The sequence below is a fragment of the Porphyromonas endodontalis genome (assembly GCF_052173515.1).
GTDB classification, from domain to species: domain Bacteria; phylum Bacteroidota; class Bacteroidia; order Bacteroidales; family Porphyromonadaceae; genus Porphyromonas; species Porphyromonas endodontalis_A.
The window spans coordinates 1-14,669 of the sequence record NZ_JBQMYL010000016.1; the positions used below are offsets into that span (position 1 = coordinate 1).

Sequence of the window (14,669 nt, forward strand, 5' to 3'; positions counted from 1 at the left end):
GGAGCCTGTATCGCTGCTGTTGCATAGACTAGGAATATCCAGTTGATGCCGATGAGTAGCGGTGTTCCACCAATTTTCGGTCCTAAACTTGTGCCATAGCTGTATTCTCCGAAGATGACACCAGTGGCGACTCCGAGGACCTCGACACAGAAGCTTACGACGGCCACCGAGAGCATGTAGATCAGAGCCTTGATCTGCTTGGGGCTACGGTCATAGACAGAGAGGATGACTAGAGAAGATAGCAGTACCAGGGGGGTTAGAGAGGTGTATAGCTCTCTCGTCTCCTCTCGGGCAAGACCGAATGCCCCATAGGTGTAGAAGACCATCACTAGGGCAACAATTACCCAGTCTATCCATTTAAGCCGACACCCCTTCATATTTGTAAAGATGCTGTTTCGCTTGTTCGAAGATTATTCTAAACCATGGGGTGTAGCTCTCGGGCTGTGCTGCGAGCTCTTCCTCTAGTGCCCTCATGTCAATATACCTCCAGTCCATGACCTCCTCTGGGTTGGGGATCGGTTTTATGGGAGTAGTGTAGACGAATACGCTGTCGTACTCGTGTTCGATAAGTCTGTTGTCTAACTCGGCTCTGTAGGTGAAATCGAAGAGATGTCTGAGTCCATCGAGGGTAATGTCCATACCCATCTCCTCAAACATCCGTCGGCGTGCAGCCTCTCGAGGCTCTTCGTTTACGAAGGGATGGGTGCAACAGGCATTGGTCCAGAGACCCCCTGCGTGATATTTGTCTAGGGCCCTTCGGTGCAGAAGCCACCGCCCCTCGGGGTCGAAGACGAGTACCGATACAGCTCGGTGCATGATACCTCTGCGGTGCGCCTCGATCTTCTCCATCTCTCCGATGGGGTTATTGTCTGCATCGACCAGGAGGACGATGTTCTCTTTGGGGTACATGGGTTATAGTCGATTAAATTTGTTTTTGAGTACTGCCGTCAGCAAGATGAGCATCTTTTGGACATCTCCTACTCGTACCCGTCTCGAGATCAGGCTCGGGGCAGGTGTCTTTTGGATGATGTGTAGCAACTGCCGATAGTAGCGATAGGCTACGTAGACGGGGAGGCGAGATTCTCGAGGGAGCTGTCGGATCCCCTCGTAGGCCTCGCAGAAGTCTTGGTCAATCTCTCGGATGAGACTATTCTTGGCCTCCTCATTGAAGCTCTCTAGGGCGACCCCAGGGAAGTATAGCCTGCCGAGTAGCACATAGTCCTCTCGGAGGTCTCTCAAGAAATTAACCTTTTGGAATGCCGATCCGAGGCGCATGGCAGGCTGTTTGAGTCGCTCGAATAGAGCTTCATCTGCTCGACAGAATACCTTCAGACACATCAGCCCCACGACATCGGCAGAGCCGTAGATATAGCTGGCGATCTCCTCCTCTGTCTCGTAGGACTTTTTCTCAAGGTCACACTTCATGCTCGTCAAGAAGGAGCGTATGTATTCGTCTGGGATGTTGTACTGCTTGACCGTCCACTGGAAGGAGTATAGGATCGGATTGGTACTGATGCCCATTCGGTAGGCCTCGTCATAGTCTCGCTCGAAGTCTCTTAGGAGCTTCTCCCGATCGTGTTCGTGAAACGAATCGACGATCTCATCGGCAATACGGACGAAGCTATAGAGGCTGTGGATCGCATCACGTATGTCCTCAGGGAGCATATCTGTAGCCGCGTAGAACGAGGTGCTGTACTCTTGGGTGATCGTCTTGCTTGTTTTGAACGAGCAGGATCGGTATAGCTTATATCTCTCATTAGTATTGGACATACTCTACTATATTTGTTGTTTGTTGCATACCGTTCAATCTCTAGGCTCGTTTGTGGAACCACCTAAACATTGCTTTAGACAACCAAAGATATGAATTTTTATTAGAACTACGTGAGTTTGAGATAAAATACACTCATAATAGTGTTTTGGATAGGGTTGTATGTATTCGTGTTGCTCCAGGGGTTTCGGCTTGTATCATTTCGTAATCGGTAAAGAGTGTTTGATTTTGATCTGTTTTGCCTGTTTAGGCTTTTTTGGAGGGCTGTTTTCGCAAAATCTGCAGGCGCTTTATGCAGAAGTTTCAGCTTAGCCATGAGCCCTGCAAGTGTAGAGGGACCATAGTAGATAACGCTTTTCTCTGCGTTGTTTTTTTAACTCTTTATCTACCAACTCTTTGGCAGTAACAGATTCTATTTCGGTATCGGCGCGTGTCTTCCGGGAAGAGGTGACGGAAGTTCCCGCTCGAACTCCCGTTCCAAGACGGAAACAAGGGTATCGTGTCGGGAGAAATTGAGCCCTTGATACAGGACTTCGCTTGCCTTGCCATGCTATTGGCTTCGGGATAAGAGAAGCCTTGTGCCACGGCATCACAGTAGGCAGTCAGCGCTTCGTCCGACCATGCAATAATGAGTGGATTGTTTCCCAACATTTCGGGAAAATGCTCATTGAGGAAAGTTCCCAACTTCAAACGGAAGTAGGATAGTTCTTTCTTTTACTATGTGTAGCAGAATATGACCGAAAGATGATTGTCAAAAGAGGATTTATGCCATCAGACAATAGGGCTATATACAAAGAAAAATCGTTGCAAAACCGAGGTCTTACAACGATTGTCTGCTTTTGAAAGCTTCCCTAATGACCATTTAGAGGTCATCTTAAAGCCATCCGGCGGAGAGAGAGGGATTCGAACCCCCGGAGCCTCTCAGCTCAACGGTTTTCAAGACCGCCGCAATCGACCACTCTGCCATCTCTCCTTGAAAACAGACTCCCCTTCAAAAAATTGAAGAAGGTTCTTCTGAATTCGAGTGCAAAGGTATATCTATTTTTTGAACTACACAATACTATGAACGATTATTTGTGAAAAAGAAAAGGAGATTAGAAGCCGAGGTTTGTTGGTGTTGATACGCATACTTAAAGCTTTGTCTCTCTTTCGGTGTGAGAAGTTAGCCTTTCCCAAAATATCCTTTGGGGGTAGCTTCGCATAGGATAGAAGCGGAGAATATCTTTGCTCAAAAAGCGAGAGCAACCTCGCAAGGGAAGCTTTGCATAAGATAACAATGGAGCATTCAGTAGTTTAGCAGAACACTCGAGATTGTGGAAGCTTGGTGTGTCAAATGATAGCAATGGAGCATTTGGTGTGGGGCAGTGTTGTGCTTAATGAAAGTATAGCGGTAGAAATGATGTAGGAAGAAGAGTTTGTAGAGACTCGAATCCTATCCAGACCAAAGAAAAGCCCTCGTGTGCGATAGTTTCGGTATACGAGGGCTTTTTTAGTTTGCCATAACTACCCTTGAGAAAGGGTAGTTGGGTGTAGGAGAAAAGGCTTGTTGCTTAGTTCAGATAAGCCGTAAGCATCCAGATTTCTTTCTCTTGCTCCGCTAAAAGGTCTCCCATCAGAGCTACAGTTACTTCGTCGCCAGCTTCAGAGGCTGTACGCAATGTCTCTCTTTCGATAGCCATGAGCACCTTGTAGTTGTCCAATATTTCGGGCAAGATTTGAGCTGAATCACTCATTTGGGTAGTTTCCTTAATCTTGCTTTGACCTACAAGTACGCTCACTCTGTTTTCGGGAATAGCTTCCAGCTGTAGGAGACGTTCAGCGATTTCGTCAATCTTCTCCGCTGTAGCATCGTACCACTTTTCAAACTGTGCATGTAGTTGGTAAAAGAGAGGTCCACGTATGTGCCAGTGGTAGCCACGGAGGTTGTTGTAGTAAACTTGATAAGAAGCGAGCAGCGTTTCCAATCCACTAATTACACCTTTCAAATCCTTTGAGTTCAATCCTGTAATAGAAAAAATCTTGTTGTTCATAATCTTTCTTTGTTTAATTGTTTACAGCGGCAAAGGTAGAGTAATGTGCTTATGGATACAAGCTATATTTTTAAATGATGATATAGATAAAAACTATTACCTAGGCTCGAGGTATTTCCTTTTGATAATGGGTCTGTTTTCTCTACTTCTCTTTTTTGCCATGTCTGATATCTCATAGCAAAGGCTGGATACACCTACAACGAGATGGGGTATCGTTTCTCTATCCTCCCTTCACGATATAAAGGAGTTTTCAATTTACAAACCAATGTCTTTTCCCCAGTGATTCCCTAAGGAATCAGTGTTTAAAGTGGAGCTGGAGGGGATTGAACCCTCGTCCAAACGTGGAATGAATACGCTTTCTACATGTTTATCTCTGATTGGAATTGTCGGGGATCGTTGCGCGGACAGAGCAACCAACAACCATCCCTTAGCCTATGAAATATTGGAATGCTGCCCCATAGACCTAGCAGCCCCAAGCCCCGATATTTGTGCATCACCTAACTCGAGTAACTTCGGAGCAAGAGTTTCGGGTGACGTCTCGTCCGAGCCTATCGGCTCAAGGATGAAGCTAACTTACTATTCTTCGGTTAGGCAGCGAGAGCGTAATTATTTTCGCCAACTAAAAATTTTGAAGTCTGATATTAAAGTGAGGGAACAACAACTCACTACATGCTTACTTACCCCTTCGTCACGCTGTCAAAGCCAGTCAGCCCCGTGCGTCTTGTCTCTAGAGGAGAGCTATGGAGCCCTAATGCCCTGAGACTTATGGTAAAGTATCGTCTCTCTAAGAAGCCGCTGCCTCTAAATAGAGAATGAGCAAGAGTTCTTGCTCGTAAAGGGAAGATTTTATCCTCCTCTCTTGTGGTCCCACTTGGGCTTGAACCAAGGACTCCCTGATTATGAGTCAGGTGCTCTAACCAACTGAGCTATAGGACCATTTGCCAAATATCCTAAGACGGATGTAGGTGCCCCTTGCACCTTTAGCCCTGCAAAGGTACAATAAAATGTTGTATACACAATGCTTTTTGCCTATTCCTTCCTCGTAGAAAATGGGATGCTCAGAATGGTTCGATTGATTTTATAGGGGGATATTCTTCTTCTCTCTGGTTTTTAGGGTTTGGCTGAGGCGAGAGAGCCCTCTTTCGCTGATGGGTGTTTCCGATCTCCTGGGAGAACAGACCCCGTGATAGATGCTTCATGCGAGGGGAGTTTGCCGTACTCGGATGAGTGGCGGAGTGTCTCCTCTCAAGAAATGCAGCCAAAAAGCAACTCCTTTTCTGCCCTAAAACAAAAAAGTTTTCAGGCAGAAATGATGTGCACTTCTGCCCTAGAAAATTTCTTTTTTTAGCCTGTGTCGGAAGGGAAATTAGCGGTCAGTTTGTGGGGAGGCAATTATTGTACTGCAACCACCAAGCAAAGGAGAGTCCATTGATGGTAGTGGGGTGCCATGGTACTTTGTGCTGCACCTCTTTGAGAAGATCCCCCGCCATCAGCTGCCGGAATCCCATGAGGTCTCCTTTGGGGAAGAGGGGGCGGCGCCTACGAGAGTGTTGATAAACGAAGAAGGGACGGAGCAGTTGTTTTACTCGGAACGCTGGTTTTTGCCATTGTTGGTATACCGAGAAATCATTGGCAAACGAGATGCCTGCCTCGCGGAATAGCTCCGTAGAGACCTCTTCGTAGAGTCGTTTTCCGATGCGGTAGGGTGCGGGTAGACTATGCATGAATTGGCACAGATCTTTGTCGAGGAAGGGCATCCAAACAGATAGCCCAAAGTAACGCCAGCTGCGAGATGAATTGATATAGTACTTGGGCATCAGCTCTCGGTTGCGGAAGGTCTCAAAGAGTTCGATCGCGGTTTTGTCTTGGGGGTAACTTGCGAGGAGCGTTTGATGTAGGTCGGCTAATTGGGCGACCTCGTTACGCTCAAGCCGGCGATTCCCATTCTCGTGAAAGCACATTAGATAGGCATTAGTCTCTAGGCGAGTAGCTCCCTCTACGAAGCGAAGATGTAGATTATCTCCCCCTATAATATCTCCATTATGCCCGGGTAGGACCACGGCTCCCGGGTAGCGTTGCGCCATTTGCTGCGCTGTGGTGTACTCTGCAAAGAAGTAGCCCGAGCCAAGTCCACTTATGTACTTTAGGTACTTGATGGCCTCGGCATCTTGGGTATAGCCTCGCTTGTCGTAGCCTGTGGGTAGGGTAGAAATGAAATGGTGTGGGAAGCCCAGTTTTTGAGCAATCGTGCCGGCTCGCTGTACTTCGTGTATTCCTTCGCTAGCGCCATAGGTGCAGGTGGATACGGAGGAGACGCCCCTCTCTTTGAGGGCAAGGGCAATGAGCCGAGAGTCGCGTCCGGCCGTTAAGGGGAGCACTACGGAATGACTCTCTAGCCGCTGAGCCATGCGATCCATAGCACACGAGAGTCGCTCACGGAAGAGTTGCTTGGCTTCTTCGTACTCAATCCCCTCAAGTCGGGGACCTTCGTAGAGCGAAGTGTCGTAGCGTAGGGTTGTCACTTTTCCGGTTGAGGGGGAGAAGTGTATGCCGCATCCCACGGGGATTCTTTTAATATCGGGGTGCAGTGTGCTGTCTTCGGGCGTGAATCCCCATTGCGAGAAGAAGAGAAGGGTAGAGGGAGGCGTCTCTATTCGGGCCTCGTTGGGGTAGATTAGGTCGAACCCATTATCGCTAAAGCGAATTTTGTTCCCCTCAATCCGATAGTAAAGGGAGAGGGTAGAGCGATGATCTACAAAAGCAAAAATATCATGTGAGGGGGCGAGGTGGGTATCGGATATATAGTGCCACGAGCCATTGAGTTCGGCGGCTCTTTGGAGGTAGTCTTGCTCACTCCGTGCCGTGGAGAAGTGCTGTATGATGCCTTTGGAGGAGAGGAATGCGCTGTCCGTCGTGCGGAAAGCCTCTCCCCGAGCTACGCTAGTTGCCTGCTGTGGTGTCGACAAGGGTTCGTTCATAATGCCAAACAAATCGGAGTAAGAAAAGCAGATAGCCCATCTGCTCTAGTGCTATAAAGAGGTAGAAGAAGGGGACGAAGCGATCGAAGTCGAAGAGCGTAAATCCGAGAGCAATTACTGCCACGTCGAGAACGAGCATGATCACTTGCGCCCACATGTTCTGTCTTTGATGTGTAAAAATATCGGGTAGCGTGTTGAGTATTGAGTTGAGAAAATTGGGGATGCACATGGGGAGCATCCATACCACAATATGGGCCGAGGGGAGCCATTTGTCCCCTACAACCAGGCTGACCAAGTAGGGTGCCACTTGGGAGAGGAGTAGCGCTGTAGGGATGCTTACGATTAGGGTGTTGCGTAGCAACTTATATGTCAGTTGCCTGATGGATTGGCGTTGGGATACGCATTCGCTAAGGCGTTGGAAGTAGACATTCGATAGGTTCTCTGCCACGAGTTGTAGGGGGCGTCTCGCCAGCATAATGGCCATGGTAAGGTACCCTACCTCTGCCAATCCGTAGCGGAGTGGTAGCATCAGCACCAGGAGGCTCCCGAGTAGGTTATCGATGAGTGCTTGCACAATACCATAGCGTGGGAATCCTCTATACTTCTTGGCAACCGATCCGAGGGAGGTGGTCGTAGGGGCTTTGGATCCCTTTTTTAGCGACCTAAAGAAGAGGGGAAAAGTGGCGATAAGGGAGAGTATTTGGGCGGTGATAAGAGAGCCGATCGTAGCCGCTACAAAGCCGAATACTGCCTTTAGGAGATTGTTTCCCACCCCCTTAATGAACTGCATCTTGGCGAGTATCTTGTATCTCTTGTGCCGCAGTTCCCACAGGGCGGATGCGTTGTACCAAGTGGAGAGTAAGACGAAGAAAGGGAGGGCGTAGATGCTGCTTCCAAGAGGGGTAAGAGAGGGGTTTACGTACCCAACTGCAAGGGCTATTGGGAGGAGTGCCAGGGTAAAAATAAGGGAAATACGTAGGGCAAGGTGGTAGAGCGTGTGAGCCTCGTCTTCGGCACTGGCTACCACGATACCTTGCTCGTAACGGGCTCCGGAAGCAATGGCAAGAAGGCCTCCCCAAGAGAGGAAACTGCCCAAAACACCCATGGTCTCTTGGTCGTACTGGCGACCGATTACGGCGAGCAACAAGAGGGCGACCACCTGACCTGCGGCCCCCGAGCCTACCAAGCGGATACTCTCGCGTAGTATGGAGTTGTTTGAATGTGTTGCTGCCATATCGCTTTCAAAGGTACTCAATTGGCATCAAAGCTCCCCTCTAAGCATTTCTTTTCTCTGCCAAGAGAAGTATTTGCCCTTAGACGATAGCATTACAGCGAAAAGCCGTACTTTTGCAAAGCAGAGCACCTCTTCTTAGTAGGGATTTCCCTCTCGAGTAGGTGGTGCTCTAGTGTGTAAATCATAGTTTGCCGCCTATCCAGCGTGGTGGCATTTATACGTAATAGATATATGAATATCTCCTATAAGTGGCTTTGCGATTACCTCCCTCAGGTGGCTACTATGTCGCCCGAGGAAGTAGCCGATGCTCTTACTTCCATTGGTTTAGAGACCGGGAGTGTAGAAAAAGTAGATAGCATTAAGGGTGGCTTAGAGGGGCTTGTCGTAGGACGTGTAGAGACCTGCGAAATGCATCCCAACTCCGATCATTTGCATTGTACAACCGTAGATGTAGGAGGCGACGAGCCTCTTAAGATTGTCTGCGGGGCGCCCAATGTAGCTTCGGGTCAGCATGTAATCGTAGCAACCATAGGTACCACTCTCTATAGTGGAGAGGAGAGTTTCGTTATCAAAAAGTCGAAACTGCGCGGAGAGGAGAGCTTTGGGATGATTTGTTCCGAAGTGGAAATCGGGGTTGGTGCGGACTCTAGCGGTATTATGGTATTGCCCGAAACGGCCGTTGTCGGTACTCCGGCAGCTAAATATTTTGGCCTAGAGAGTGATTATTGCCTTGAGGTGGATATTACGCCCAACCGGATAGATGCCACTTCGCACTTTGGGGTGGCGAGAGATCTTGCTGCCTACCTTACACGGCATGGTAGCCCCCAAGAAGCCAAACTCCCCTCGGCAGAACGCGTGCTTAGCGACCTGAAAGATGGTAAGCCCATCATGGTTTCTGTGGATGTAGCTCCCGAGGAGTGCCCTCGCTACCAAGGTGTAACGATGGAGGGCTTGACCAATGGCGAGAGTCCTAAGTGGTTGCGCGAGCGTCTTGCCGCTATCGGTGTTCGCCCGATTAGTCTCTTGGTGGATATTTCCAATTTTGTCCTTCACGAAGTAGGGCAACCACTCCATTTCTTTGATGCAGATAAGGTTGCAGGAGGGGAAATTCATATAGAAAAACTCCCCGAGGGTACCCAATTTACCACCCTCGATGGTGTAGAGCGCAAACTGAATGGCCGTGAGATCATGATTTGCGATGCCCGGCACAACCCCCTCTGCATGGCAGGGATTTTTGGCGGTGCCGAGAGCGGTGTATCTGATACTACCACGCGCATTTTTATAGAGAGTGCCAACTTCAATAGTACCAGTGTGCGTAAGGCGGCACGTGCACACGCCCTCAATACGGATAGTTCGTTCCGCTTCGAGCGTGGGTTAGACCCTGCAGCTACTTCGTATGCTTTGCGCCGAGCTGTGGCTCTTCTGCAAGAGCTAGCCGGCGGGAAAGTGGTTGGCGAGGTTATCGATTGCCGACAAATGCCGGTAGAGCATCCTGTATGTACGCTACGCAGATCACGCCTTACCCAAACTATCGGAGCCGAGATCCCCGATGAAGAGGTACTACGCATCTTGCAATCTCTAGATATAACAGTACAAGAGGAATGGCCCGATGGCTGGCTCCTCAATCTGCCGGTTTACCGCATTGATGTGCGTCGTGAGGTGGATGTGATAGAGGAGGTGCTCCGTATCTATGGCTACAACGAAGTGCCACTCAAGGGCTACATTCGAGCTAATCTCTCCACCCGAAGCAAGGTGGACAAAGACTACCATACTGAGCTCCTCTTGAGTGAGCAGCTTGTGGGGGGTGGGTACCAAGAGATCCTCTCCAACTCCCTTACGGCAGAGAAGTATTACGCAGGGTTGGAGACCTATCCTGCCGAGCAGCTTGTGCATCTTCTCAATCCACTTAGTCAAGAACTAGGCGTATTGCGTGAGACACTCCTCTTTGGCGGTTTGGAAGCTATTGCTCGCAATTTTAATAATAAGCAGCAGAGTTGCGCTTTCTTTGAGTGGGGCAACTGCTATCGTCATAAGGCTATGCCGCAAGAGTCTCTCGGGGATGAGGCCTCTCGTAATGTACTCCGAGCCTATTCCGAGCGTGCCATGTTTGGCCTTTGGCTCTCGGGTACGTATGGTGGTACCAATTGGCTTGCGCCCAAAGAGCAACCTATCGATGTGTACCGCCTCAAAGCCGATGTGGAAAACATCCTTTGTCGCCTTAATATCCCCCTCACCTCCCTACACCTAGAGATGGGAAGCAACGATATCTTCTCCGATTTCTTGGCCTATCAGATGCCGGGAAAGAAGAAGCATACGATTGTGTGGATGGGAGAGATTAAGCCTGAATTGCTCCGCCGTTTCGACATCTCGATGCCGGTCTACTATGCAGAGTTCGACCGAGAGTTTTTGATGGAAGCAGGGAGAGAAAAAGCTCTCCTAGCGCAAGAGATTGTCAAGTACCCCATTGTAAAGAGAGACTTTGCACTCTTATTGGGGCAAGAAGTTACCTTTGCACAGGTAGAGGCTGTGGCTCGTAAGGCAGAGCAGAAGCTACTAAAGAAGGTAGAGCTATTCGACGTCTACACGGGCAAGAATCTCCCCGAAGGAAAGAAGAGCTATGCCGTGAGTTTTTATTTGCAGGATGCCACGGCTACACTCACCGATAAGCAAATCGAAAAAACGATGCAGCGCGTCCGCACCCTTCTTGAGAAAGAGTTGGGAGCCGAGTTGCGCTAAGCATGAAAAGGATAGAGACAGAGAAAGAAATAATAATAGCACGAATCATACTATATGGGAAGAGCGTTTGAATATCGTAAAGCACGCAAAATGAAGCGTTGGGGCAATATGGCTCGCGTTTTTACCAAGTTGGGAAAAGAGATCACCATGGCTGTGAAGAGTGGTGGTCCCGACCCTGATACCAATCCGCGCCTACGCGTTTTGATGCAGACGGCGAAGAAGGAAAATATGCCCAAAGATAATGTCGAACGTGCCATCAAAAAGGCGACCGACAAAGACTTTACGGACTATAAAGAAGTAAACTACGAAGGCTATGGCCCCAGCGGTATTGCCATCTTTGTAGAGACGGCTACAGATAATACTACTCGTACGGTTGCCAACATTCGTAGCTACTTCAATAAGCATGGTGGTAGCTTGGGTACAACGGGGAGCCTAGAGTTTCTCTTCGATCATAAGTGCGTCTTCCACCTTGTGGCAAAAGAGGGTGTAGACCTAGAAGAACTTGCCCTTGAGCTTATCGACTTTGGCGTAGAGGACGAAATAGAGGAGGAAGATGGCGAACTCATTGTTTATGGTGAGTTTGCACAAAATGCGGCACTCCAGAGTTATCTAGAAGGAGCCGGCTTCGAAATCTCTTCGGTAGACTTCGTTCGTATCACCAACGATTACCGAGATGTAACTGCAGAAGAAGCAGAGAAAGTAAACAAACTCATCGAGAAGATCGAAGAAGACGAAGACGTACAAAATGTCTTCACCAACATGCGTGAGCCTGAATAATCCGTCTAATAAATAAGAGTAGAGGAGCAATTAAAGTCTCAAGCAATAGTTTTGCAGAGGCTTTGATTTCTCCTCTTTTTGTACCATCTCTCTAAGTATATGAAACTATTTAAGAGCCTTTTTGGTAAACCCTCTTCGGGGGCAACTCCCAAAGAAGAATCGCCCGCAACCTCGGTAGAGAGCACCTCTCCACAAGCCGAGCGAGATGCAGATGTACTCAAGTTTGATGCCCTTCGGGCGAGCAAGATAGGGGAATATCCCTTTGCTATTAAGGCATTTGCCAAAGCATTAGAGCTGCGCCCCGAGTTCGAAACTCGCTACTATCTTGCCGAGACTTTGATGAGGATCGGGGCTACACGGCAGGCTCTGAAGCATCTTGATTTACTCGTAGAAGAGGAGCCCAACCACCTTACGACTCGTATTTACAGAGCGAAAGCCGAGTACGAAGAGGGGCAATACGACAAGGCTATAGAAGACCTCAAAACAGCTCTTGCTCTCACTGAGGAGGAGAAAGACCTAGCCCTCTTGCATCGTCTTTTGGCCGCCAATTATATAGCTCAGAAGGAGTGGCAAAGTGCGGTGGACGAAGCGACGAAAGCCATCGATTTACACGACGAAGAACCCACCTCCTCGCTCTATAAAACCAAGGCTTTAGTCGCTCTTGAGCAATGGGATAAGGCGATAGAATTTCTTCGCGAAGCCTTCCGTGCTTTCCCCGAGGAGGAGCGTTTCCATCTTTACGAAGCTGACATTGCCCTAGCCAAAAGGGACTATCCGGCGGCACAAACGGCCTACCGTACAGCTCTTGATAAGGATCCTTTCAATGAAGATGCATGTTGCGGTCTGGGGCATATTGAGGAGCTCTCGGGCAACCTCTCCCAAGCGATCCAACTGCTACAAGGCTATGTAGAGGATGGTATTGTGGGAAAGAATATCCTAACCTATTTGATACAACTTCTTGATAAGTCCGGCCGAGGAGGCGAGACCACGCCCTATAAGGCTCAATTGCAGGAGATGGACGAGAGTGAAGCCCAGAGCAAAGCGGACTTCGAGTACATCCACGATACGAGCGTCTATGGGGATATTTTTGGGCACCTTTAGGGGGAATGGTAAAAAAGTTTTACGTCGTATGGGTCGGTAAAATCCCTGGCGTTTACGCCTCTTGGGGGGAGTGTAAAGAGCAGGTCGAGGGCTTCGCCGGGGCAAAGTACAAGTCTTTCTCCACGGAGTTGGAGGCTCAGCGCGCCTATTCCGGCTCCCCATTACCCTCTTCTTTGGGTACGAGAGCAAAGGGCGGAAGGTCAGGGGCTGATTATCCCATATTCCCGAGCATTGCTGTGGATGGAGCCTCGTCCGGAAATCCGGGCATGTGTGAGTACAGAGGGGTAAATGCGGATTCGCATGAAGTAATCTTTGCTTCCCAACAATTTTTCGGAACGAATAATATTGCCGAGTTTTTGGCTATCGTACACGCCATGGCACTCTGCCTCCAGCAAGGCGTGCGTACACCTATTTATAGTGATAGCCGTACGGCTATGGCTTGGGTGCGTACCGGGAAATGCAAAACGACCCTCAAACCGAGCGAGAAGAGTGCCTTTGCCCTCGATCTAATACGGAGAGCAGAAGCTTGGCTCGCCCAAAATCCCCCCGAAGTGCGTGTGCCGCTACTTAAGTGGAAGACGGAGGTTTGGGGAGAGATCCCGGCGGATTATGGTCGCAAATAGAGGGTTTATTCCATTTTACTAGAGAGGTAATGGCTGAGCTAATGCCCCCGAAAGAGGATAGAAAGAATTCCCCCTGTGGGCAACTTTTTTACTTTAATTGTGGTAATGAAGTTGCCCTTGCGCATCAAGCGAGTGTAAGCTACACGCCCCCTCGTATTGTTCGGCAGATGAGGCGCGACCTTGCCTATCTGCCTGCATGGATTGCCCCCAATCCTGAGCAGGATTGGGTTTGGTTGCCTTGTAATGCCCCTCGATTTTCAAAAGAAATGCCCTTCCCCCTTGCTCACGTTTTTGGGGCAGAAGAGGTGGAGTTGGGGAGAACGATTCATCACTCTTTGCGCCTCTCCCTTTGGGGGCCGGAGCCTACCCTTCGCCCTCTCTTTTCGCAATTTCGCTCGGGCTTCCCCCTGTTGGATATCCCCGACTCGTACTCTCGCCCTTACCCAACTGAGTTATACGATCGGAGCCTGTCGGTAGAGCTATTACAAGGGTTGCCTGTCCCTTCTAAAATTACACCTCGATTTTGTTATACCGACGAGGAGCTGGAGGAGGCTTGTCTTGCGCTGGCTCCCGGGGCTATTTTGGCAAAGCTCCCTTTTTCTTCTTCGGGGCGAGGGGTGCTACCTTACGTCTTGCCGTTGTCCCAAGAGAGCCGTCGTACCCTCATGGCTCAGCGACAAAAAAATGGAGTAGTCAGTCTAGAGCCCCTTCTTGATAAACTAGAAGATTGGGCTGCCGAGTACCGGATAGACGACGAGGGGCGAGTGGATTTTGTGGGCCTGTCGCACTTCGTTACGGAAAAATGTCGATACCTATATAATGAGGTGTATCACCCTCGGATCCTTTGGCAGAAGTTGGCTTCTGTAGTAGGAGAGAGGCTTCTTGAGGAGGTAATAACGATACATCGCGATTTTTTGCAGAGGAGAGTTGCCCCCCATTATCGAGGAGCTGTGGGGGTGGATATGCTCACCTATCGAGGGGTGCGTGGCGAAGTCTTGTTGCATCCTGCCGTTGAGGTCAATGTGCGCTCCACTATGGGATTATTGGCACACCGGCTCTATGAGCGTTTGGGAATGCCTGAGGCTCATTATCGTTATCAAATAGCTTCGTTTGCTAAAAAAGGGGATGCTCTCGCATGGTCTCAAGCCTCGGAAGTTGCGAATCCCCCTCGCTTTGATGCTGACGCAAAGCTGCTTAGAGGGATCCTTCCGCTCCACCCGATAGATGCTGATACCCAATTTGTTGCCACTTTTAGCCTGCTTCCCTCCTAGTAATTAGACTGATTTTAGAAGAAGTTTAGGCCTATATTTGAAATTAAATCACCTGCTTCCCCTATAAATTTTACCCTAAAAACCGAGTTTGGAATACCTAGGTTCGCATTTGTTTCTTACCTTTGCGCTTTGAATAGGTAGCAATTAACGA

At 49.1% G+C, this 14,669-nt stretch carries 11 protein-coding genes, 2 tRNA genes, 1 other RNA gene and 1 pseudogene; 5 read left to right on the forward strand and 10 right to left on the reverse strand.

The genetic code is table 11. The annotated features are described in order from the left end of the window. The 10 genes and pseudogenes from ACTTHR_RS07590 to ACTTHR_RS07635 form a co-directional block, all read right to left on the reverse strand. The coding region (locus ACTTHR_RS07590) for a carotenoid biosynthesis protein (RefSeq protein ID WP_442605740.1) at nt 1–377 on the reverse strand (377 nt) is incomplete at its 3' end. Next, nucleotides 358–909: an isopentenyl-diphosphate Delta-isomerase gene (gene idi / locus ACTTHR_RS07595; RefSeq protein ID WP_442605741.1), complete on the reverse strand. Its 552-nt coding sequence runs from the start codon at nt 907–909 to the stop codon at nt 358–360. The genes ACTTHR_RS07590 and idi, both read right to left, overlap by 20 nt. A gap of 3 nt (nt 910–912) precedes the next feature. Next, entirely contained in the window at nt 913–1,770 is an 858-nt protein-coding gene (locus ACTTHR_RS07600) for a phytoene/squalene synthase family protein (RefSeq protein ID WP_442605742.1), read from the reverse strand. A gap of 419 nt (nt 1,771–2,189) precedes the next feature. After that, a pseudogene (locus tag ACTTHR_RS07605) lies at nt 2,190–2,458 on the reverse strand (DUF1896 family protein); the annotation flags it as partial. A gap of 198 nt (nt 2,459–2,656) precedes the next feature. Continuing rightward, a tRNA-Ser gene (locus ACTTHR_RS07610) sits at nt 2,657–2,741 on the reverse strand. A 577-nt stretch (nt 2,742–3,318) separates the two neighbouring features. Beyond that, nucleotides 3,319–3,798, reverse strand: coding sequence for a Dps family protein (locus ACTTHR_RS07615; protein ID WP_304286060.1), 480 nt, complete (start codon nt 3,796–3,798; stop codon nt 3,319–3,321). Nucleotides 3,799–4,103: 305 nt separating this feature from the next. Next, nucleotides 4,104–4,512, reverse strand: a transfer-messenger RNA (tmRNA) gene (gene ssrA, locus ACTTHR_RS07620). 148 nt (nt 4,513–4,660) lie between these two features. Beyond that, nucleotides 4,661–4,734 (reverse strand) — tRNA-Ile (locus ACTTHR_RS07625). A gap of 437 nt (nt 4,735–5,171) precedes the next feature. Further along, nucleotides 5,172–6,776 carry an asparagine synthase-related protein gene (locus ACTTHR_RS07630; protein WP_442605743.1) on the reverse strand — a complete coding sequence of 535 codons (1,605 nt, stop codon included), beginning with the start codon at nt 6,774–6,776 and terminating at the stop codon, nt 5,172–5,174. Continuing rightward, nucleotides 6,739–8,010, reverse strand: a complete 1,272-nt coding sequence (locus tag ACTTHR_RS07635; RefSeq protein WP_442605744.1) for a lipopolysaccharide biosynthesis protein — start codon at nt 8,008–8,010, stop codon at nt 6,739–6,741. The genes ACTTHR_RS07630 and ACTTHR_RS07635 overlap by 38 nt, the downstream gene beginning before the upstream one ends. A gap of 231 nt (nt 8,011–8,241) precedes the next feature. On the opposite strand from ACTTHR_RS07635, the gene pheT reads away from it, so the two are divergent. The 5 genes from pheT (at nt 8,242) to ACTTHR_RS07660 (ending at nt 14,518) form a co-directional block, all read left to right on the forward strand. Beyond that, nucleotides 8,242–10,746: a phenylalanine--tRNA ligase subunit beta gene (gene pheT / locus ACTTHR_RS07640; RefSeq protein ID WP_442605745.1), complete on the forward strand. Its 2,505-nt coding sequence runs from the start codon at nt 8,242–8,244 to the stop codon at nt 10,744–10,746. A gap of 54 nt (nt 10,747–10,800) precedes the next feature. After that, nucleotides 10,801–11,523, forward strand: a complete 723-nt coding sequence (locus tag ACTTHR_RS07645) for a YebC/PmpR family DNA-binding transcriptional regulator (protein WP_442605746.1) — start codon at nt 10,801–10,803, stop codon at nt 11,521–11,523. 99 nt (nt 11,524–11,622) lie between these two features. Further along, nucleotides 11,623–12,624 carry a tetratricopeptide repeat protein gene (locus ACTTHR_RS07650; RefSeq protein WP_442605747.1) on the forward strand — a complete coding sequence of 334 codons (1,002 nt, stop codon included), beginning with the start codon at nt 11,623–11,625 and terminating at the stop codon, nt 12,622–12,624. 5 nt (nt 12,625–12,629) lie between these two features. Next, a complete protein-coding gene (locus tag ACTTHR_RS07655) occupies nt 12,630–13,247 on the forward strand; it encodes a ribonuclease H1 domain-containing protein (RefSeq protein WP_442605748.1) in 618 nt (205 codons plus the stop codon). A 29-nt stretch (nt 13,248–13,276) separates the two neighbouring features. Beyond that, nucleotides 13,277–14,518 (forward strand): hypothetical protein, encoded by a 1,242-nt coding sequence (locus ACTTHR_RS07660; RefSeq protein WP_442605749.1) that lies wholly within the window; start codon nt 13,277–13,279, stop codon nt 14,516–14,518. The last annotated feature ends 151 nt before the right edge of the window (nt 14,519–14,669 follow it).